Origin of the sequence: Listeria monocytogenes (genome assembly GCF_041765605.1) — a bacterium.
Taxonomy (GTDB): domain Bacteria; phylum Bacillota; class Bacilli; order Lactobacillales; family Listeriaceae; genus Listeria; species Listeria monocytogenes_D.
In genome coordinates this window covers 874,206-895,845 of sequence record NZ_CP168900.1, presented here as the reverse complement: position 1 = coordinate 895,845, position 21,640 = coordinate 874,206, and the positions used below count along the sequence as shown (strand labels likewise).

Here is a 21,640-nt window from a genome sequence, read left to right as displayed (position 1 = left end):
AGTCGCTCCTTTTATTTCAAAGTAAATTGCATTCCTTCTTGGAACTTCTTCGAGAAGAATAAGAACAAGATGATTAGCGGAAGTGTTAGCAGCACCGAAGCCGCGTACATTGGACCTGGATAGGTTGCATACGGTCCAAACATTTGCGAGATTAGCACATTCAACGTGACCGTTCCATCACTCTTCGTTACAAGCATATCCCAAAGCAAATTCGTCCATCTGTCTGTGAAAAGGAATAAGAAAATAACGGTCGTAATTGATTTAGACATTGGCAGCACAACCCGAAACAAAATCTTCAAATCACTTGCCCCGTCCAGTTTGGCAGCTTCAATTAATGTGTCTGGAATCGCTTTGAAAAAGTTGGTATACATGAATACAGCCCATAAGCTAAGCATCGTTGGGATAATCATTCCCGCATAGGTATCCAATAATCCAAAATCCGTAATCATTAAAAACTGCGGAATCAGCAAGATAATTGCCGGGAAAAACATTTGAAATAAAATCGCATTGTTAACAATTTTTTTGCCTTTAAAATCCACTTTTGCAAGTGCGTAGCCAACCATTAGACCGAAAAGCAACATCAAGCCTGTCGCAATGGTGGAAACAATAATTGTATTAATAAAGGCATGAATCCAAGGCGCCGGTGCCGCAACGACTGAATTCCCAAATAACCAATCCCACGAACGAGTAGTGAATTCTGTCGGAATCAACTTTTTATCTACCTGATCCCAAGCAGCAAATGAGTTTAAAACCAAATAAATAAACGGATAAATCATGATCAGCATGAGTAATGTTGTCAGTATATAGCGAACAATTTTACCCGCTTTACTATTATGTCCAACCATTTCTTTGACCCCATTTCTCAAGCATTTTCTTAATAACACCAATTGATGCAAACGTTACAGTAGCAGCCATTAGAGAAATTGCTGAAGCATAACCAGAATTCAAGTTAACAAATGCTTGGTTGAAAATCTCCATTTGCCATGTGTTCGTTGCAAAGTTTGGTCCACCGCCAGTCAGTTGGTAAACTTCGGTAAAAATACCAAAACTCACGCCAACCGCTAAAACTATCACGGTAAATAAAGCTGGGTAAAGCATCGGGACAGTCACTTTCCAAAACGTTCTAAATCGACCAGAACCGTCCATCGCTGCCGCTTCGTAAATTTCATGATTAATGCTAGCAAGACCAGAAATTAAAATAAGTGCATAATAACCAGACATTTTCCAAGCAATCATCAAGGAAATAATAACGAGCGCTGACATCGGCGTCCCCAGCCAATCAATATCCCAACCAAAATGCCCGCGTAAAAACACATTTAGCGCACTATTATAAGAAAGTAAACCTTGTACAATAAGAGAAGTAACAACACCCGAGGACAAGTACGGGAGGAAAAATGCAACCAGATAAAGTCCTTTAAATTTCGGCAAGCCGTTCACTAACACAGCAACAATCATCGAAATAATTAACGCCATAGGAACAAACACAATTAAAAATTTATAAGTTACAAAAAAGGCTGCTTTTACTGCCGGACTAGTGAATGCCTTAATAAAATTATCAAAGCCGACAAAATTGATGTCTGGACTCATCATGTTCCAATCAGTCACAGATAACCAAATTGACCAAACAAGCGGTACTAAGAAAAATATCGCAGTGAATATGAGATACGGGCTGGTAAATGACCAGCCCAATTTGTTATTTCGCCGCTTCATTTTTGAAGCACCCCGTCCTCCGCTTTCTTCATATCTGACCAAGCTTTAGCAGGTTTTTTCTCCCCGCGAACAACCGGATTCCATGCTTCTTCACCAAGAATTTGTTGAATGTCATTGTATTTCGCGTCATCCATTGCAGGGATACTATATGGTACATTAGCTGCATAAACTTCGAGTTCTGGATTTTCTTTAAAGAATGCTGTGAAAGTTTCGTTTTCGGTTGCATCATCACGCGCAGGAATTAAGTTAGTTGTTTCTAAGAATTTCAAGTCATTTTTGTCATCGTTATAAACAAATTTCAAGAAATCCATTGCTGCTTCTTTTTCTTTATCTGTCGCTTGTGCATACATTACAACGCCTTTCGAATCAGCGTATGTAGCAATATTTTTTTCATTCGCCATGCTATCTGGTACTAATGGCGCTGTGATTGCATAGTTTTCGTTATATTTAAGTTCTGGGAATTTTTCGTCCCAGTTAGGGAAAGTCCACGGGCCATTATCTGCCATGATGCTTGTTCCAGTTTCAAATGGATCTGTTGCTTTACTTGCAAGAAGTAATTTGTTTTTTTGTAATTCGGACATAAATGTTAATAACTCTGTTCCTGCTTTATCGTCTGCTACTAATTTGCCATCTTCTACAAATGCATTTCCTTTAGAAGCTGCATCATAAAGTGGGAAGAAATCAAACCAGCGCATCCAAGCAGTTGGATCAGATAAATCACCTTTCGCCCAAAGCACTTTATCTGGATATTTCGCTTTTAGTTTTTTACCAACTTCTAGCGCTTCACTATATGTTTTTGGCGGTGCATCATAGCCAAGTTCTTTGAGTGTATCTAACCGCCAAGCAAAAAGAATTGGATTGGAGTAAACTGGCAGCACATATTGATTTCCATCAGAGAATTTCCAAGAATCCATTGTTTCACTCATGTTTCGTTCTTTGACAACATCATCAAGTCCTTTTACATCATTCAAAGGAACAATCGCTTTACTGTCAGCTAATTGCGCAGCGAAACTACGATTGATATTTTCAGACATTGTTGGCGCCGTTTTAGAGGCAATAGCTGATTGGATAGTTGCTTCCGATGATGGGCTTTCTTTCATTTGGGAAACTTCAATCGTAACATCTGGATTTTCTTTTTCGTAAGCTTTCGCCATTTCATCCCAATATTTTACTTGAGTTGGATTTGGAGCTGCCCAAAACGTTACTTTTGTTTTACCATTATCGTCGCTTTTGCTGTTCCCACCACCACAAGCAGTGAGTAATGACCCAGCAACCACAACACTAAGAGCTGCAATAGCAATTTTTCTAATCTTCATATCAATAATCCTCCTAATTCCACTTTTTTGTAATTGTAAGCGCTTGATTACGATTACATTATCACATTACATTTTTGTAATGTCAATAATTACTTTTAATAAACCTAATATCATTAAGCTTTATACGTATTACTACCAAAAGTAAAAAGAATTACTTTCTACATTACTTTTTAATTATAAAATTTTTGCTATTTTGTGAATTTACTTCTATAATAGAATAAATAGAGGAAAACGGAGGGGAACCATGAAGAAAGTTACGATGCAGGATATTGCTGACAGGCTAAATATAACCAAAAATTCAGTCTCGCAAGCTTTAGGCAATAAAAATGGGGTTAGCGAACAAACTAAACTAGCTGTTTTTAAAATGGCAGATGAATTAGGTTATAAATATAAAAGAGAAATCGCACGTGAGGTTGTCAAAGAAAAATTTGCGCTTTTAGCAACTTCTTTCGCCCTTTCTCAGCGCAGTTTTTTTGGTGAAATTATTGATAATATGAAACAAAGCATTATCGCCCACCAAGCCGAACTTATTATTTTTCCAGTTACGGATGAGGAAGCGGCAACAAATCAATTGCCGGAGCAGCTTACAAGTGAGAACTGGACTGGTATTTTCTTGCTGTCGCATATTAACACCGATTATAGTAAAAAAGTGATCGACCTCGGCATGCCAGTAGTGCTGATAGATCATCATGATCCGCATTTAAAAGCCGATGCAGTTATTAGTCAAAACAAAGACGGTGCTTTTATGGCTGTGGAATTTTTAATTCAAAATAAGCACCAAAAAATCGGTTTTCTTGGTGACGTAACTTTTTCTCCAAGTTATGAAGAACGACTAGAAGGATACAAAAAAGCTTTGCAGTACTATCACATTCCTTTTAACGAAAAATATGCCATCACTCGCATCAAAGAAGAACAAACTACATTGTATAGAACTTTAGACGAACTGGACGAACTCCCTACTGCTTGGTTTTGCGTCAACTCAGGTCTTGGATTTATTCTCAATACTTACCTACAATCGAAAGGCTATAATATCCCGAAAGACTTATCGATTATTTGTTTTGATAATACCGAGTTTACTGTACTAAGTAATCCGCAGCTGACAACGATGTGTACTAACCTTAGTTTTATGGGTGAGAAAGCTGTCGAACTGATGTATAATCGCATAAGAAAACCAGATGAAGGTTTTGTTCATCTGGCGCTTGCAACTAATTTAATAGCCCGAGATTCTGTTGGCGAAAATAAAAAAACCGATTCAGCGAGCGAGAGCTGAATCGGTTTTCTTTATTTGGTATTTAAAATAGCGACATCTTTTTGCAAAAATGTTAAAACAGCTGCAAATAATTTGTCCGCTTGTTCATCTTGACAAATCACGTGTTTCGAACCTTCTAAAATAAATAATTCTTTTGGACCAGGAATACTTTCCATTAAGAAATTAACACTCTTTTCAGCAGGAACTACTTGGTCGGCACTGCCTTGTGCAATAAAAGTTGGAATTTCAATATGCTCAAAAACTGGCTTTGCTAAAGCTACCATTTTTTTGAATTGTAGCGTGGAAGTCCAAGGTGTTTCCGTTACTTTCTTTTGGTAACGTTTGAACATTGGGCTGTTTTTGAGCGTGACTTCTTTTGCTTCCGTTAATACTTGCTTGGAATTTTCGACAAGTTGCGGCCATTCCATTGCATTTACGGCTGTGCTCAGAAGTACTAGTTTTTTCACTTCCGGATAATGTCTCGCGAGCCATCCAGCGAGTAATCCCCCCATAGAAAAACCAATAATATATACTTCATCGTCTTCTTTTAGCATTTGGCTTAAAATACTATCTACAAAAACAATCCAATCTTTATACGTCACATTCTTTAAGTGGCGCAGGTGATCATGGCCAGGTAATGTGGGTGCTAAAACATCCCAATCTGTATGCTCTCGCAAATAGTCAGCGAGCGGCTTCACCTCGGACGGCGAACCAGTAAAACCATGAATACACAAACAAGCAACCATTATGCCTTTCCTCCTGTCCAAATTATTACCATTTAAGTGGTAATATGTTCTGTCCAATTTTAGTCGTTACTTAATAATAAGATTTTCTACCACATCTTTCAAGCCCATTCCGTAAGAACCTTTGACCAGTATCCATTCATTTCCTTTTATTTCAGCAAGAAGCGCCGTTTCAAGCGATTCTTTCGTGTCAAAATGATGAACTTTTCCCTGACCAATTTTCGATTCCGCTACTTCTCCAAATGCTTTCATCGCATCACCATATAAGAAAACTTTCTGAATCGTATCATTTTCTAACACCTCAGCTGATTCTTGGTGTAGTTTTGTCGACAAATCGCCAAGTTCCAGCATATCAGCAAGGACCAAATATTTAGGTTTGCCGCTCGAATCCATATGCATGAATGTTTTTAAAACCGTTTTGAGCGCTGTCGGACTAGAGTTATAAGCATCATTCAAAATACGCGCGCCACTTTTCGTTGTAATCCATTCTAAACGACTTTTAGAACGTTCCATATTTTTCAGCGCAGATTGAATTTTTTCGCCTTCAATTCCAATTTCTCTTGCCGCAAGCATCGCCGCCATTGTGTTGAAAACATTATGTTCACCAATAATAGGGACAAAAATTTCTAGCTCCGGCTCCCAATTAGTTATAAAAGAAGTGCCTTCCGCTTCCGCACGAATTTCTAACGGATAAATTTCCGCAGCTTCCGACTTGCCAAAAGTGAGCTGTCTGAAATCGCCATTAATATTTCCTAGCAGCAAAGTTTCTTCATGTGGATAAATTAAAATCCCGCTTGGATTAAGCCCCGCAGTAATTTCCAGTTTTGCTTTGGCAATTTCTTCACGCGAACCAAGATATTCAATATGTGCCTCGCCGATATTCGTAATAATCGCGATATCGGGTTTGGCAATTTTGGAAAGCACTTCGATTTCATGACGATGATTCATGCCCATTTCAAGTACAGCAACTTCCGTATCTTCTGGCATCGTTAAAATCGTATATGGTAAGCCGATATGGTTATTAAAGTTCCCACCAGTATAATGCACTTTGTACGTTGTTTCTACAATCGCTGCCATAATATCTTTTGTCGTCGTTTTACCATTGCTTCCAGTAATCGCAATAACTTTTGGTTTTACTTGTTGGATATATTTTGCCGCCAGTTCTTGAAGCGCGAGTAAAGTATCTTCTACTAAAATAACCGGGAAATCCGTCGGTGGATTTGGTACATTTTTTTGCCAGAAAGTAGCTACAGCACCCATTTCTCGTGCTTGCCCCACAAACTCATGTCCATCGCGCACATTCCCTACAAACGGAACAAATAAATCACCTGACTTTATTTGCCTTGTGTCAAAACAAACGCCAGTAATGACGACATCGCGAAATGTATCTACATGGATGGAACTATCTAACATTGCTACTACTTCGCCTACTGTTTTTTTCAAATTAAATCTCTCTCTTCCATAAAAAAGCAGCTTCCGCATATGAAAACTGCTTTCTTGTTTATTTTAGTCTTCTAATTTATATTTAAGTGCATTTTTGGCTGCGTGGCGTTCTTTCGCTAAATCGACTAATCGTTCAATTAACGCTCCGTACGGTAAGCCCGTTTCCTGCCAAAGAAGAGGATACATGCTGTACGGTGTGAAACCTGGCATTGTATTCACTTCATTTAAGAATAACTGATTATCTTCCGTTAAGAAAAAGTCCGCTCGCACTAGTCCGCTTGCATCAAGACCTAGGAATGCTTGAACCGCATATTCTTTCATTTGTTCCAAGATTTCCGGATCTACTTCAGTCGGAATAATTAACGCAGTATTATTATCCTGGTATTTTGCTTTGTAATCGTAAAACGTAGCAACTGCACCTTCTGGCAAAATTTCACCTGGAACAGAGCAAACTGGCGTATCATTTCCAAGTACGCCCATTTCGATTTCGCGCGCAACAACACCTTGTTCAACAACCACACGACGGTCATATAAAAATGCTTCTGTCATTGCGTCCGCTAATTCTTTTTTGTTTGTTGCCTTACTAATACCAACACTCGAACCAAGGTTTGCTGGTTTTACGAAGACTGGATAGGTAAGTACTTCTTCCATCTCCGTAATCATTTCTGCTTGATAGTTTTTCCAATCAATTAAACGCACTGCAACTGCTGGAACTTGCGGAATACCAGCATCTGCAAAAATTTTCTTCATCACGATTTTGTCCATTGCAGCAGAAGATGCCAAGACCCCGTTGCCAACATATGGAATGTTTAATACTTCGAACAATCCTTGAACAGTGCCATCTTCTCCGTTTGGACCATGTAAAAGTGGGAATACGACTGTCTCTTGTCCGTCTGCTTCTAAAACGGCCGGGCTAATTGCTTCCCCTTCTGATTTTTCTGATTCAGTTGTAGCAAGTTTTATTGAATCTGTAGCCGAAAAACGTAATTGTTCGACAAAATCTAACTTCCCAGAAAGAAGTGGTCCTTGAATCCACTCACCTTCATTCGTAATATATATTGGCGCAGCTTCGAATTTTTCTAAATCCAAAGCATTGATAACTGAAAATGCTGTTTGTAAGGAAACTTCGTGTTCAGCAGATTTCCCACCGTATAACAAAATTAATTTGGTTTTCATAATACCCCTCCGTCATTATTCGCTTTATCTATTTTACCATGTTTTGACAGGATGAAAAGGTATAACTAAAAAATAGGTCGAAAAAATCTTCTTTTTTAAATAAGAACCGTGCACGCTTATTCCAAAAAGGACTTTTTCAACCTAAAATATTAAACACCAGATGTTAATTTCAAACCGACCACGCCGGCAATAATCATCGTGATAAAGAGCAATTTACCAACACTCTTACGTTCTTTAAAAACAATCATTCCAAGTGTCACACTACCAACGGCGCCAATCCCGGTCCAAATCGCATAACCTGTACCGATTGGAATCGTCTTCAGTGCGAGGGATAGTAAAAAGAAACTTGCAGACATAAAGATAACTGTCAGTATCGCATATCCAACCTTTTTAAAGCCATCTGATAATTTTAGCATGACAACGAAGACCATTTCGCATAACCCTGCTACAAGTAAAAATATCCAATCCATCGTTATTTAGCCTCCTTTTCAGACTCATTGCCATCCACTAGTTTCAGGCCGATAATCCCTGTTAATAATACGATAAGCGAAACAATCTTCCAAAAAGAAACACCTTCTGAAAGGAAAATCATCCCAATAATCGCTGTCCCAGCAGCCCCAATTCCAGTAAAAACCGCATACGCCGTCCCAATTGGAATGGACTTCATGGAAATCGAAAACAAACCAAAACTAACAATCAAAAATGCTATCGTCAAAAGGCTCCACCCTAACATCGTGAAACCATGTGATTCTTTTAGTCCAAAAGCCCAAACAATTTCTGATAACCCTGCCATAATTAAATAAAACCAAGCCAATTTCATTACCTCCCAATCATTTGAGCAAACTTGCGAGAACTGCCCAAGCAGATTTTCTTCGCAACTCAAATTCCGTTTCATCATAAATGCCGTGTTCCACACTCAGTCCATCAAGAAGTGCATAAAAAACGTGCATCCATTTTACAAGTGCTTCTTCGGATACTATTTTTTCTAACGTTTCGCGCAATATCCGATTCGTCAGTTGTTCATATGTCTTTGTTTCTTCTTTTAATTCTTGAAAAAGTGACTTAGGCGGATAAAAGACGGCGCGCTGGAAAAATTTCTTCTCATCGGGATTGCTAGAAAAATCTGTTGCCACAAAGAAAATTGATTGTAGCTTCTCTTCCCCAACTAAATCCTCTCGCTCCGCTACTCGTCCGAGTTCTGTTAATTCCATCTGGATGCTATCTTGATAAACTTCTAAAAAAAGAGCCTCTTTTGAAGCAAAATGCGCATATAGCGATGGTGTCTTAATTCCAACAGCTTTCGCGATTTCCGAAAGCGCCGTCCCATCGTAGCCTTTTTCCGCAAAAAGGGTTAACGCTACTTCTTTAATCAGTTTCTTCGTCATAAAGCAACCTCCTAACTAACGTTCATTAGTTAAATTCTATCAAATAAAAAACCAAACGTAAAGGAAAAAGTTTGATTTTTTATTTTTCGATATATTTCCATTCATTTTGTTTTAAATCATAGACTAATTTGGCGACCTCTTCTTCATAATAAATTTTGGAAGAAATCTCTAATTCGGTCATTTCTTCTGTTAGCCCGTGCCCAATTGGTACTTCGATTTGCGTGCGCGTTCTCACGACATCATCGAGCGCAATACAAGCCCCGTCTTTAAAATGATCCGCCATCTTTTTCAAAAGTTCTACTGGTGGTTCCGCAACATATTTTTTCTTACTAAATGAAAAGATACTCTTCTCGTTAACTAGTTCAGACGTTTTGCGTGCAATGACGTAACTTAGTAACATATAAAAATGATTAAGATTCCGGTAATATACTTTATTATAACGACCGTCTTCCCTAGTTAAGTAAACAAAATTATTTTGTAATTTATAATAAAATGGAGAACGCAAATGGCGCCCAGTGTGTGCAAGATAAAGCATCTCCGCTACTTCTTGTGGAGTTAGTTGGTTTAAAAGCTCCACATCTTCAAAATCAATCCAACATAGTGGATTAAAATTCTCTTTGGAAATATTCGCTAAATCGCCTGGCTCTAGGTAGTGAAAAGCTGTGTGCGCATTGTAGGATGCATCTTCAATATTATGCTTAATTAACAAAATATTTTCAGGTGGCTGTCCCACACCATTTAAGAAATCACAAAAAGAAATGCCGCTTGTCGCCACATTGTTAATAACATGATCAATATGCACATAAATAGATTGTTGGTTAACCGCTTCTTTTTTCATGTATATGCCTCACTCTATTTCTATTTTCTTCTATGACAAAAGCCTTCCACTCCATCATACAACATTTTTACGTAAAAAGGATAACAGAAACATCAAAACTTAATGACTAATTCATGACAAAGAAAAAAAGTGAAGTTATTTTATATGTAAATCATGCTGCTTTGAGTTCATTTTGTTCCTTCAAAGCTACATAAAAATCATATAAAACTTCACTTTTCGATTTACTGCAATCGAAGTGTCATATTCGGCATCGCTTTACTACTAACCGATTTCCAAATATCTTTTCGTGATTTTGTTTTTTCAACAACAATTCCTTTTTCTTTGAGCTGACGGATTACTTGATTCAAGTCTTTTTGATTATTATCCAATCTCATCACTCCATCTTCAAAATTTGTTTTCATTCTTTTTATTTTTCTCTCTTTCCTTACTTTATCATATTCTCTTTACTAAGAATACCCTATTAATAAAAATATTAACCAAAATATCTACTTTTTTTCAAGAAAGCGTTTGAAACACGAATTTTTTTCGTTGTTTTTAAGATAATATAAAGAAAAACCTTGATAACACTTGTCTCAAACAGGCGATTTCTAGCGTTTTTCAAGCAAATATGTAAACGTTCTTCCTTATTATAAAATAAAACCTCATAAAATAGGCAGATTATTTACAAATCTCGCTGAAAATGTGTCTTTTTTATGAAGTTCTATAATCGAAACAGCATTATTCTCTCTGAAATCATTGTTATAATCCAATTCCTTCTTTTTCAACAGGGTGAATTTCGATAAAAAAAGGCGATTAATTACGCATTATCAGTCTCAATTGGATGTTAAAACAGCTAAATTTCGACATGTTTTTTAGTTTTCACAAAATCTTCACTGGTTTACTTTTATCAATACTATATAATTATATACATATATAAGCATTGGAGGAATCGCATGAAAAAACGCATTATACTAACAAGCATCGCAGTTTGTGCAGCCCTCAGTCTTGTCGGCGGCTATTTCTTTTTGGATAACCAACAAACTAGTACACCAGAGAAAAAAAGTGCCGTTTCTAAGAAGAGTCCCCATAAACATTCCAAAATTAATGTAACAATTGGCAAAAATAAAGAGAACTTCCATTTAGAAAAAGACTTCGGCGACAAGCAATTAGAAGTGGAGCGAATAACTGGCCGGGTTTCACAAAGTACGCTCAAACAAAAGAACGATAAACAAAACAAAAAATAAAAAAAGCACTATGGTTTGGGAAATCCCCAAGTCATAGTGCTTTTTAGTTTATAAAACTTTATCTAAGAAACTGATTGTTCTTTCATTCGTTGGGTTATCAAAAATCTCAGCTGGCTTGCCTTCTTCGACAATGTAACCACCGTCCATAAAGATTACTCGGTCACCAACTTCACGAGCAAAGCCCATTTCGTGTGTAACAATCATCATCGTCATGCCATCTTTGGCTAGTTCTTTCATAACGCCTAAAACTTCGCCAACCATTTCTGGATCGAGCGCTGATGTTGGCTCATCGAACAACATAATATCAGGATCCATCGCAAGTGCTCTCGCAATCGCCACCCGTTGTTTTTGTCCACCAGACAGTTGATTAGGAAATTCTTCTGCTTTTTCTCGTAAGCCAACTTGTTCTAATAAACGTAAAGCATTACTTTTCGCCGCTTCTTTATCCATTTTTTTCAATTCAACAGGTGCTAAAGTGATATTTTCTAAAACAGACAAATGTGGAAAAAGATTAAAATGTTGGAAAACCATGCCGATATTTTCGCGAACCTTATTAATGTCTACTTTTTTATCCGTAATATTAAAATCATCAACGACTACATCGCCTGCAGTAATTTCTTCCAGGTTATTCATGCAACGAAGAAATGTACTTTTACCAGAGCCAGAAGGTCCGATGACACAAACTACTTCGCCTTCTTTTACTTCTATATCAATGCCTTTTAACACTTCATTTGCGCCAAAACTTTTTTTCAGGCCAGTTACTTTAAGTTTAGTCATTTCGTAATCTCCTTTCTAAACGATCGGATATTTTCGTTAAAATGGTAATAACGATAAGGTACATAATTCCGATGATTAGCCATGTCCAAGTACTTTCGAATGTACGCGCCATAATGATTTTACCCGATTGCGTTAATTCGACGAGTCCAATCGCTGACATAATGGATGTATCTTTAAGCGTGATAACGAATTGGTTAATAAAGGATGGAATCATCATTCGAATTGCTTGCGGTAGAACGACTTTCATCATGGCTTTTTTATGTGGTAAACCAAGACTTCTTGCTGCTTCCATTTGTCCTTTGTCGACTGATTGAATACCACCACGAACGATTTCGACCATGTAGGCACCGGCGTTCAAGCTTAGCGCGATAACCCCGGCTAAGAATACAGGCATCCTGAAATCAAGTGCTGCTGGAATACCAAAGTAGAAGAAGAATGCTTGTACAATTAATGGCGTTCCACGGAAGATATCGACATAAACAGTCGCAATCCCGCGCAAGATTTTGCTATTGCTCACTTTCATAAATCCAAATGTAATCCCAATAATGAAGGCGATGATTAGCGAAACTACGGCTAATCTAATCGTCAACCACAAACCAGATAATAGTGCTGGCCAAGAAGATTTAATAATCCCCATAAAGCCTTTTTCATTTGTGTTTTCTTTAATCGCATTATCACCTAAGTAGTTCTCTAAAATTTTATCATATTCGCCGCTTGCTTTAATATTAACTAATCCAGCATTGAATTTCTCTAAAAGTTCTTGGTTTTTACCTTTATTGACAGCAAAACCATAGGAGTTTCCTTTTTCTTTATCCGTAACAATTTTCAGGCCGTTTCCTGTTTGAACGCCGTAAGCTAGTACGGGATAATCATCGAAACATGCTACTGAATTTCTTGTTTTAACATCATCATACATTTGAGCTGAATCATCAAAGACAACAATATCGAAGTCGTATTTATCTTTAATTTTTTCTGCGAATGCATAGCCTTCTGTACCTGTTTTAACAGCTACTTTTTTTCCTTTTAAATCGTCGTAAGTTTTGATTTCGTCGTTATCTTTCAGAATTCCCATAACGACACCAGAGTCGAAGTATGGGTCAGAGAAATCGAACTTTTGCTTACGTTCGTCTGTAATACTCATCCCAGCGATAACACCGTCTACTTGGTTAGCTTCTAGTGCTTGTACCGCTGCATTGAATCCCATTGCTTTAATTTCATATTTAAAATTTTGGTCTTTTGCAATTGCTTTTAGGATGTCCATATCAATGCCGACATGTTCTCCATCTTTCTCAAATTCAAAAGGTGCAAAGGTTGTGTCTGTACCAATCAAGTAAGTTTCTTCCGCAGCTTTTGCATTTAACCCGTTTCCTGTGAAAATAAATGCGGCAACACAAGCAATTGCCATCATTAGTATGAAGCGTGAAAATTTCTTCATATTGTGTCCTCCCTCTATATGTGTTTAGCTTAAATGAAATATTTTATGTAGCCTAATTTTTTTCCGTACTCGTAAGATTTTACCATAAGGGTAGATTATTGACCATAGTTATTTATGATAAGATTTTCAACACGACAAAGAAAAGAAGCTAACCCTTATGAATTAGCTTCTACTGATTGGTTATTTGCTTTTCAAAATCATATTCTTTCATCTTTGCGTATGCGATATAAGCACTTTTAGCATTTTCTATGGCCAGCTCTATTTGCTTCTTTTTACCGCCTTTTTGTGGGAATAAACATGCTTTTCTAAGTGGTTCATTCAGTAATTTTTTATCTAGTTTCTCAGCGATTAACAATTCTTTCGGTTGAATGTTATTAGGATCTTCATAAAATTGATTGAGAAATTTGGCTAAATCTTCTTGAAGGGATTTTTCGATTTGGAATACGTGCCATTTACTTCCATTAATAGCGCCATTACGAACGAAGAAAACAAAGACACTTAAATGATTATCTTGTTCGTAACAACCGATGATGTCGCGATTTTTTAGCCCTGGGAAAATAATATGTTGTTTCTCAATCGTTTCATTAATAGCGTGTATTTTATCTCGAAGCTCTGCTGCTCTTTCGAATTCGAGATTTTCGGTTGCTGTTAGCATATCTTCCTGTAGTTTCGCTTTCACATTTTTAACATCACCTTCAAGAAAGCGACTGATTTTGTGGATTTGCTTTTTATAAACAGCAGGATCAATTTCTGCCTGACATGGACCTAAACATAATCCAAGATGATAGTATAAACATGGCCGGCCCGGCTTTCCATCACATCTGCAAAGCGGAAATAATTTTTCAATCAAATCTACCGTTTGTCTCGCGGAAAAACGACCTGGATAAGGGCCAAAATAATGCGCGCCGTCTCGCTTTACTTCAAACACAACTTCAATATGCGGATTTTTTTCGTTCGTAATTTTGATATATGGGTAGCTCGTTCCTTCTTTTAGCTGGATATTAAAAGGTGGCTGGTATTTTTGAATTAAGATCATTTCGAGTAGTAAAGCTTCTTTTTCGGAAGTTGTAATAATTAATTCTAAATCTCGAATTTGCCTGACGAGTCTTGCTGTTTTCCCAATTTGTTTACTATGAAAATAAGATTTTACACGATTTTTCAAGCATTTAGATTTGCCGATATATAAAATTTCATTATTTTCATCTCTATAAATATAACAACCTGGCGATTCAGGTAGTAAGGTCAATTTCTTTTGTAATTTGTCGTCCAAAGGGCTTCCCCTCCTTCTAGAACATCTATTCTATCCCTAGTCACTCTTTTTGTAAAGACGCAAAAAGAACTAGCGCAAACACGTTGGCTAGTTCTTCCTATTTGTTACTTACCCCACACATCTTTCGCAAGTTGAACAACGTAACGCAATTTATCCCATTGTTCTTCTTCAGTCAAAATATTTCCTTCTTCTGTTGAGGCGAAACCGCATTGTGGACTTAAGCGTAACTGACTCAGCGGCACAATTTCACTTGCTTCTTCTATCCGCGCTTTAATGGCTGCTTCGTCCTCTAATTCACCTGTTTTAGATGTAATTAAACCAAGAACGATTTTTAAGTCTTTACGCGTCACATATTTTAGGGGAGCAAAATCTCCAGAACGTTCATTATCATACTCTAAAAAGAAACCATCGATATTTAATTTGCCAAATAACGTTTCGGCCACTGGACCGTAGCCACCTTCTGCGATCCAAGTGGAACGGAAATTACCACGGCAAATGTGCATCGTAATAACCATATCAGCTGGTTTAAATTTAATGGCCTCATTGATAAGATTTTTATATGTTTCTTGTAAAGTATCTGGGTCAAAACCTCTTTGGCGTACAACTTCGCGCTGTTCATCTGAGCATAAGTAGCTCCATGATGTATCATCTAATTGCAGGTAGCGACAACCAGCATCGTAAAATGCTTGAATCGCTTTTTGATAGGCAACAGCTAAATCTTTGGCAAATTTGTCCGCATCTTCTAAGTAAGGCTGATACTCGATGTCCCCGCGATAATGAAGCATCGCCGGACTAGGAATCGTTTGTTTCGCGACATGCTTGTCACCAACAGCTTCTTTGAGAAAAATAAAATCTTCTATAAATGGATGTGTTGTAAAGTCAATTGGGCCGGTAATTTTCACCGAATGCGATTTTGTTTGCACTTTGCTGAATTGAATACCTCCAGCCGCATCGTACCCTTCTACCCCATCCAAATTCTCCAAGAAGTCAAAATGCCACCACGCACGACGAAATTCGCCATCTGTGATTGATTTCAAGCCGACTTCTTTTTGCTTTTCAACGATGTATTTAATTTCCGTATTTTCCACTTCCCGCAACGTAGTGTCAGTTATCTCACCGTTTTGGAATTTCTCGCGCGCGTCTTTAATTGCCTTTGTTCGTAAAATACTTCCGACATGATCTGCATAAAATGGTGCTACTTGATTCATTTCCTTCGCCTCAATTCGTTTTATTTTTATGTACAAAAAAACTTTCCCTCAAAAGACAGCTTTTAAAGGAAAGTGAATTTACCTGATTCGCGTGCCTTATCTGTCAGTGTTACCTGCTGGATTTGGCACCGTGAAACATCCGGTTGCCAAGGCTTCATAGGGCCAGAACCCTCCACCTTTCTTGATAAGTTGCTATGTAATTGGTTTTTATTATATCGTTTGTTTCTTGTTGTTGTCAAATTTATTTCTGAATATTTATGCTTCTGCGATAACTTCGATTTCAATTTCAGCATCAAGTGGTAATTTTGCTACTTGGAAAGCACTTCTTGCGGGGAAATCACTGGAAAAGAATGTGGCATAAACTTCATTTACGGCTGTGAATTCATTTAAATCTTTGAAAAAAACAGTTGCTTTAATGATTTTTTCTAGTCCGGAGCCCGCTTCTTCTAACACGGCTGCTAGATTTTTGAAAGCTTGCTCGGCTTGTTTTGTTGCGCCTTCTGCTAATTCTCCAGTTTCTGGGTTAATACCAAGTTGACCTGATGTAAAAATAAGTCCGTTCACTTTTACAGCTTGCGAGTATGGTCCTAGTGCTTTTGGGGCTGACGATGTTTGAATTATTTCTTTTGCCATTTTATCCCTGCTTTCTTTTATGGTATGCTTTTATTCTAATCAATAATGTTTGTTTTAGCAATGAAGGGGGATTTTTGGATGATTTTAACGATATATTTAATCGCGATAACGCTTATTTCTTTTCTATTATTCGCTATTGATAAACGGAAAGCAATAAAACACGCTTACCGGATACCCGAATCTGTACTGCTTTTCACCGCTTTTCTCGGCGGGGCTTTTGGCAGCTGGATGTCGATGCAGTTGTTTCACCATAAAACCCAAAAGCCGAAGTTCCGTATTTTAGTGCCGCTTGCGATGGTTTGGACTGTTGGGGTTTTGGTTTGGTGGTTGTATTGAAAATTTTTACTTAGCCAAATATTTTTATCCAATGATAGTATAAATTAGAATACAAACACTTACTATATTCTATTTTTAATTTTCTATCTTTTAAATATTAACTTATGTGAAGCTTTTCTAACTAAAAAACAGAAACCCCTCTTCAAAAAGGGATTTCTGTTTTTTTACGCTTCTTTAAAAAATTTATTCTGAACTACTTTAATTATCTCCATCATCACAACTGCTCCGAGTGCTAAGCCTGCTGCAATCGACCATTCATGTAAGCCGAATGTTGCTGGGATCGAGAAGATTTCGCGAGCTCCCGGTAGTACGGTAATTCCGTATAGGACGAAACAAAGTAATACCGCGCCGATTACGTATTTGTTGCTGAAGAAGCCTGCGCCAAATGCGGTTTGGACGTTTGAGCGGGCTGCAAATGTTTGTAGTGTACGAGCTAGGATAAGTGTAGTGAACGCCATTGCGACACTCATCTCTGGTGAAATTTGCATACCGATGTATTGTGAGATGATAACGGCGATACCGATTAAGACACCACGACTGATAACGGCGCGCATCGTGCCACCAGCAAAAATACCTTCGTTAATATCTCTCGGTTTGCGTTTCATTACATCAGGTTCTGCTTTTTCCATTCCTAGCGCAATTGCCGGTAAGGAGTCATTGACTAAGTTGATAAATAGTAGTTGTAGCGCTGTGAACGGGTTAATCCAGTCCAGTACTAGCGCGAATAAAATCGCTATAATCGCGCCTAAGTTTCCTGCAAATAGATAAGCAATTGATTTCTTAATATTGTCAAAAACAGTCCTACCAACGCCAACTGCATCCACAATCGAAACGAAATTATCATCTGTTAGAATCATTGCAGCAGAGTCTTTCGCAACGTCTGTTCCGCTACCCATTGCGACACCAATATCGGCTTGTTTTAGAGCAGGCGCATCATTGACACCGTCTCCAGTCATTGCAGTGATTTTACCTTTTTTCTGCCAAGCTTTGACGATACGGATTTTATTTTCTGGAGAAACTCGGGCGTAGACAGCGATATGTTCTAGTTTTTTGTCGAGTTCTTCTTCTGGCATTGCATCAAGCTCTTGACCAGTTAATGCGATGTCATCCGCATCCATTAAACCAATGTCGCGACCGATGGCTTGTGCCGTGGTTTTATGGTCTCCAGTAATCATAACTGTGCGAATGCCAGCTTTTTTGGACTCTTCAATAGATGCATATACAGCTTCACGCGGCGGATCAATCATTGCGGTTAAGCCAACTAGCACGATATCTTGTTCGTCTTCTAATTTTAATTCAGTTGTATCAGCAGGCATCCGTTTGTAGCCGTAAGCAAGGACCCGGAGCGCCTGATTGGAAAATTCTTCGTTTGTTGCTTTTAGTTTCGTTAAAATTTCTTCTGTCATCGGCTTTTCTTCACCGTCAAGGAAAACATAACTACAACGCGCAAACATCACGTCTGGACCACCTTTTGTTAGCATGGCTTTATTGTCATTGAAGGTGTGCAGTGTTGACATTAATTTACGATCTGAATCAAATGGAATTTCGCCTTCACGGATGAATTTTTCGCGAATTTCATTGTAATCTTGATTGTTTTTATTACTAAAGGCAATTAGCGCCACTTCGGTTGGGTCGCCTAACTCCTTGCCCTCGCTATTAATATTTGAGTCATTACAAAGTACCGCTATATGAATCAAACGGCGTTCCCCTTCTGACCAATTTTCTGGACTTTCCGGGAAATTTTCTTTTGTTCCATCGGGTAAATAGTAATCGACTACCGTCATTTTATTTTGCGTTAACGTTCCGGTTTTGTCTGTACAAATAACGCTTGTGGAGCCTAGTGTTTCAACTGCCGGGAGCTTTCTAATAATCGCGTGCTGCTTTGCCATTTTGTTTGTTCCGACCGCAAGTACAATCGTTACAATAGAAGAAAGTGCTTCCGGAATGGCTGCTACTGCTACTGCCACGGCAAACATAAAGGCATTTAAAATCGCCGTTGCCATATCCGCTGAATTGTCGCCAAGTAAAACGCGGCCAGCCTCAACTGCAAAAATAAGTACACAGAGCGCTAAAATACCAAGCCCTAATTTTTTACTAAATGATTCTAGCTTTCTTTGTAGTGGTGTTTGTTTTGCTTCTGCTGTTTCAAGAAGTCCGGCGATTTTCCCAATTTCTGTTTCGCTCGCTGTGCCTGTTACAACAAACATCCCACGACCATATACAACGAGAGAACCGCTGAAAACCATATTCACACGGTCGCCAAGCCCTACTTCATCTGGAATGGTATCAATATATTTCTCGACCGCTTCCGATTCTCCAGTAAGCATCCCTTCGTCGATTTTTAACGAGCCACTTTCGAACAAACGGCCGTCTGCTGGGACAAAATCTCCCGCATCTAAAATAACGACATCGCCCGGAACAAGTTCGCGCGCATGAATACTTTGCTTAGAACCATCACGAATAACTTTGGCAACCGGCGCAGACATTTCTCGTAACGCATCGAGCGAACTTTCTGCTTTCCTCGTCTGAACTACGCTAATAATCGAGTTGACAATAAGTACTAAAAAGATAATAAGCGATTCAACCACTTCGCCTAAAACCAACTGCACTAAGGCAGCAATGACTAAAACAATAACCATTGGATCTTTAAATGTTTCCAGGAAAAGTTTCCAAAGTGGATCTTTCTTTTTATTCTTCAGTTCGTTAAAACCGTATTTTTCTTGTCGTTTCGTTACCTCACTAGTTGTTAATCCTTGTTCTGTCGCTTCTAGTTGTTCAAATGTTTCTGCCGCGCTTTTGCGGTAAATCTCCAATCATGTCAGCCCCTTCCAAACAATTTATGTGTTAAGTATAACAAATCTTAACAGTGAAATAATATTGATAACACTGGAAATTTACACACTCTTAACAAACAGCGCTTTCAAGTCCCCCTTTTAGCTACGAAAGGCAATAAATAGTTGAACCGGACACAAAAAACAGCTATACTACAAGCAGATAGAGTAGGAGGGCATGGCATGGATAAAAATGAACAAGTCATGGCAAACGTCAGAGATTTATTTAATAAGCTCGCTTGGATTAATAAAGTGAAGATGGAAAAAGCGCTAGAGGGATATAAACCTTCTGAAGTCCACTGCATCGAATACATTGCCAAAAACGAAGATCCTAATGTAACGAAACTCGCGGAAGCATTCTATATGACAAAGAGCGCGATTAGCAAAATCACAAAAAAGCTGATGGATAAAGGCTATATTGAAAGTTATCAAAAACCGGAGAATAAGAAAGAAATTTATTTCCGTCTAACAGCTAAAGGCGCTGAAATTAACCAAGTCCACGATGATTTGCATCAAGAATTCCTCGATCGTGACAAGGTAGTTTTCGAAGACGTAACGGATGCACAATATGCAGAAGTGTTAAAATTCGTGGATAAATATAGTCGTCATTTAGATAATGAAATGCAGAAAGTTTACAATCAAAAATCCGAATAAACCTAGTAACAGCCTAATTTTTCAAGTTAGGTTGTTTTTTATTGTTTTATTTTTGTTGACAAGGAAACAAAAACGAGTTAAGCTGATTATGTTTCCTAGGACACTAATTACAATCGATAGGAGTATTACATGTCTTCAACTAAATCTATTATTAATAAGAAAACTTTACTTTTCGGTCTTATATCTGTTTTCCTTTGTGGGATGGGTTTTAGTATTATTATGCCCGTTGTCCCGTTTCTCGTAACACCTTACGTAACAAATGCTAGTGATCAAGCGCTTATGGTGACACTGCTCACATCTGTTTATGCGCTTTGCGTGTTCTTTGCTGCACCTGGTCTTGGTGCTTTAAGTGACCGATTTGGCAGACGCCCAGTGTTACTCATTTGTTTTATCGGCTCTGCGATTGGTTACTTTATTTTCGGTCTTGGTGGGGCACTTTGGGTGCTCTTTCTTGGTCGAATTATTGAAGGAATCACTGGTGGTAGCATAAGTACACTATTTGCTTTCTTTGCTGATATTACGCCTCAAGAGGAGCGGACGAAATACTTTGGTTGGGTTAGCGCTGCAGCTGGTGCGGGTGCTGCGCTTGGTCCGGCTTTCGGCGGATTGCTTGCCCACTTTGGTTACGCAATGCCGTTTTTCTTTGGAGCAGCGATTACTTTCATCAACCTTTTATTCGGTTATTTCTACATGCCTGAGAGTTTAGACGAAGCAAATCGTTTAAAACGAATTCCGCTAATGCGACTCAATCCGTTTTCCCAGTTGCTTAATATTCTGACCATCAAAAACTTAGGACGTTTACTGATTGCTGGATTTTTCATTTGGGTTCCGAATGGTTCGTTGCAAGCTGTCATGTCGCAATTCGCCATTGATAGCTTCAGTTGGAAGCCCGCTTTAATCGGGATGATGTTTTCGATTATGGGTATTCAAGATATCCTGTCGCAAGCCTTTGTTATGCCTAAATTACTACTCAAGTTAACGGACAAACAAATAGCTATTTTGGGGATGATTGCTGAAATTATTGGCTATTTGCTAATTGCAGCTTCCTCGATTTTCACACTTGCTCCGCTACTCGTTATCGGTATGTTCGTTTTCGGTTTTGGCGACTCGATTTTCGGACCTTCGTTTAACGGTATGGTTTCAAAATCTGCCAGCGCTAGCGAACAAGGTCGGATTCAAGGGGGTAGCCAAGCCATTCAGTCGGTGGCGCGTATTATCGGACCAATTATCGGCGGGCAACTTTATATTACGTTTGGCCATGCCGCTCCAGCTGTTATGGGTGTCCTTTTAATCACTGTTGCAATTTTTATCCTTTATAAAAAGACTTCTTTAGCAAAATAATGTTTTTCGTATTTAACAAACCATTTTGCAATGAAAAAGGTATCCTTATACTATTAATAAGGATACCTTTTT

General features: G+C 38.3%; 22 protein-coding genes and 1 riboswitch. Of the genes, 5 read left to right on the top strand and 17 right to left on the bottom strand.

The features are described 5' to 3' along the window. Positions 1–11: 11 nt before the first annotated feature. Genes AB2Q86_RS04475 through AB2Q86_RS04465 form a run of 3 tightly spaced genes read right to left on the bottom strand, consistent with a single transcriptional unit; the run spans position 12 to position 3,026 of the window. The gene (locus AB2Q86_RS04475) at positions 12–845 is read right to left on the bottom strand and encodes a carbohydrate ABC transporter permease (RefSeq protein WP_003721426.1); all 834 of its coding nucleotides are present in this window, start codon (positions 843–845) and stop codon (positions 12–14) included. Next, positions 832–1,710 carry a carbohydrate ABC transporter permease gene (locus AB2Q86_RS04470; RefSeq protein WP_003721425.1) on the bottom strand — a complete coding sequence of 293 codons (879 nt, stop codon included), beginning with the start codon at positions 1,708–1,710 and terminating at the stop codon, positions 832–834. Before AB2Q86_RS04470 ends, AB2Q86_RS04475 begins: the two co-directional genes overlap by 14 nt. After that, positions 1,707–3,026: an ABC transporter substrate-binding protein gene (locus tag AB2Q86_RS04465; RefSeq protein WP_003729449.1), complete on the bottom strand. Its 1,320-nt coding sequence runs from the start codon at positions 3,024–3,026 to the stop codon at positions 1,707–1,709. The genes AB2Q86_RS04470 and AB2Q86_RS04465 overlap by 4 nt, the downstream gene beginning before the upstream one ends. A gap of 244 nt (positions 3,027–3,270) precedes the next feature. Between AB2Q86_RS04465 and AB2Q86_RS04460 the strand changes: the two genes are divergently transcribed. After that, positions 3,271–4,296, top strand: coding sequence for a LacI family DNA-binding transcriptional regulator (locus tag AB2Q86_RS04460; protein WP_012581679.1), 1,026 nt, complete (start codon positions 3,271–3,273; stop codon positions 4,294–4,296). A gap of 11 nt (positions 4,297–4,307) precedes the next feature. On the opposite strand, the gene AB2Q86_RS04455 is transcribed toward AB2Q86_RS04460, so the two are convergent. The 8 genes from AB2Q86_RS04455 to AB2Q86_RS04420 form a co-directional block, all read right to left on the bottom strand. Continuing rightward, on the bottom strand, positions 4,308–5,021 hold the full coding sequence (locus tag AB2Q86_RS04455; protein ID WP_012581680.1) for a carboxylesterase: 714 nt from the start codon (positions 5,019–5,021) through the stop codon (positions 4,308–4,310). A 66-nt stretch (positions 5,022–5,087) separates the two neighbouring features. After that, the gene (gene murF / locus AB2Q86_RS04450) at positions 5,088–6,461 is read right to left on the bottom strand and encodes a UDP-N-acetylmuramoyl-tripeptide--D-alanyl-D-alanine ligase (RefSeq protein ID WP_031669459.1); all 1,374 of its coding nucleotides are present in this window, start codon (positions 6,459–6,461) and stop codon (positions 5,088–5,090) included. 63 nt (positions 6,462–6,524) lie between these two features. Then, entirely contained in the window at positions 6,525–7,637 is a 1,113-nt protein-coding gene (locus AB2Q86_RS04445; protein WP_012581682.1) for a D-alanine--D-alanine ligase, read from the bottom strand. A gap of 149 nt (positions 7,638–7,786) precedes the next feature. Next, positions 7,787–8,107: a quaternary ammonium compound efflux SMR transporter SugE2 gene (gene sugE2, locus AB2Q86_RS04440; RefSeq protein WP_003721419.1), complete on the bottom strand. Its 321-nt coding sequence runs from the start codon at positions 8,105–8,107 to the stop codon at positions 7,787–7,789. A 2-nt stretch (positions 8,108–8,109) separates the two neighbouring features. Beyond that, positions 8,110–8,451, bottom strand: a complete 342-nt coding sequence (gene sugE1 / locus AB2Q86_RS04435) for a quaternary ammonium compound efflux SMR transporter SugE1 (RefSeq protein WP_003736027.1) — start codon at positions 8,449–8,451, stop codon at positions 8,110–8,112. A gap of 16 nt (positions 8,452–8,467) precedes the next feature. Then, positions 8,468–9,022: an efflux SMR transporter transcriptional repressor SugR gene (sugR, locus tag AB2Q86_RS04430; RefSeq protein WP_012581683.1), complete on the bottom strand. Its 555-nt coding sequence runs from the start codon at positions 9,020–9,022 to the stop codon at positions 8,468–8,470. A gap of 79 nt (positions 9,023–9,101) precedes the next feature. Then, positions 9,102–9,860 carry a hypothetical protein gene (locus AB2Q86_RS04425; protein ID WP_003721416.1) on the bottom strand — a complete coding sequence of 253 codons (759 nt, stop codon included), beginning with the start codon at positions 9,858–9,860 and terminating at the stop codon, positions 9,102–9,104. A gap of 221 nt (positions 9,861–10,081) precedes the next feature. After that, the gene (locus AB2Q86_RS04420; RefSeq protein WP_008947247.1) at positions 10,082–10,228 is read right to left on the bottom strand and encodes an Lmo0850 family protein; all 147 of its coding nucleotides are present in this window, start codon (positions 10,226–10,228) and stop codon (positions 10,082–10,084) included. A gap of 564 nt (positions 10,229–10,792) precedes the next feature. On the opposite strand from AB2Q86_RS04420, the gene AB2Q86_RS04415 reads away from it, so the two are divergent. After that, positions 10,793–11,083 carry a hypothetical protein gene (locus AB2Q86_RS04415; protein WP_012581686.1) on the top strand — a complete coding sequence of 97 codons (291 nt, stop codon included), beginning with the start codon at positions 10,793–10,795 and terminating at the stop codon, positions 11,081–11,083. 48 nt (positions 11,084–11,131) lie between these two features. Here the strand turns inward: AB2Q86_RS04415 and AB2Q86_RS04410 are convergent, their stop codons facing one another. The 5 genes from AB2Q86_RS04410 to AB2Q86_RS04390 form a co-directional block, all read right to left on the bottom strand. Beyond that, complete coding sequence (locus AB2Q86_RS04410) at positions 11,132–11,860, bottom strand: amino acid ABC transporter ATP-binding protein (RefSeq protein ID WP_003729454.1); 729 nt, start codon at positions 11,858–11,860, stop codon at positions 11,132–11,134. Next, entirely contained in the window at positions 11,853–13,295 is a 1,443-nt protein-coding gene (locus AB2Q86_RS04405) for an amino acid ABC transporter substrate-binding protein/permease (protein WP_003729455.1), read from the bottom strand. Before AB2Q86_RS04405 ends, AB2Q86_RS04410 begins: the two co-directional genes overlap by 8 nt. A 169-nt stretch (positions 13,296–13,464) precedes the next feature. Then, a complete protein-coding gene (gene uvrC / locus AB2Q86_RS04400; protein WP_012581687.1) occupies positions 13,465–14,565 on the bottom strand; it encodes an excinuclease ABC subunit UvrC in 1,101 nt (366 codons plus the stop codon). A 104-nt stretch (positions 14,566–14,669) separates the two neighbouring features. Beyond that, the gene (locus AB2Q86_RS04395; protein ID WP_041176488.1) at positions 14,670–15,773 is read right to left on the bottom strand and encodes a 5-methyltetrahydropteroyltriglutamate--homocysteine S-methyltransferase; all 1,104 of its coding nucleotides are present in this window, start codon (positions 15,771–15,773) and stop codon (positions 14,670–14,672) included. Between the two features lie 93 nt (positions 15,774–15,866). After that, positions 15,867–15,964, bottom strand: a riboswitch (SAM riboswitch). Positions 15,965–16,028: 64 nt separating this feature from the next. Next, positions 16,029–16,406 (bottom strand): RidA family protein, encoded by a 378-nt coding sequence (locus AB2Q86_RS04390; RefSeq protein ID WP_003738468.1) that lies wholly within the window; start codon positions 16,404–16,406, stop codon positions 16,029–16,031. Positions 16,407–16,484: 78 nt separating this feature from the next. Between AB2Q86_RS04390 and AB2Q86_RS04385 the strand changes: the two genes are divergently transcribed. Next, positions 16,485–16,742: a DUF1294 domain-containing protein gene (locus tag AB2Q86_RS04385; protein ID WP_003729458.1), complete on the top strand. Its 258-nt coding sequence runs from the start codon at positions 16,485–16,487 to the stop codon at positions 16,740–16,742. A 164-nt stretch (positions 16,743–16,906) separates the two neighbouring features. On the opposite strand, the gene AB2Q86_RS04380 is transcribed toward AB2Q86_RS04385, so the two are convergent. After that, a complete protein-coding gene (locus AB2Q86_RS04380) occupies positions 16,907–19,555 on the bottom strand; it encodes a calcium-transporting ATPase (protein ID WP_012581689.1) in 2,649 nt (882 codons plus the stop codon). 201 nt (positions 19,556–19,756) lie between these two features. Here AB2Q86_RS04380 and AB2Q86_RS04375 point away from each other — a divergent pair, with 201 nt between their 5' ends. Together AB2Q86_RS04375 and AB2Q86_RS04370 are read left to right on the top strand one after the other, a co-directional pair. Then, entirely contained in the window at positions 19,757–20,227 is a 471-nt protein-coding gene (locus AB2Q86_RS04375; RefSeq protein ID WP_003724771.1) for a MarR family transcriptional regulator, read from the top strand. Between the two features lie 129 nt (positions 20,228–20,356). Next, a complete protein-coding gene (locus tag AB2Q86_RS04370; protein WP_012581690.1) occupies positions 20,357–21,568 on the top strand; it encodes a tetracycline resistance MFS efflux pump in 1,212 nt (403 codons plus the stop codon). Positions 21,569–21,640: the final 72 nt, after the last annotated feature.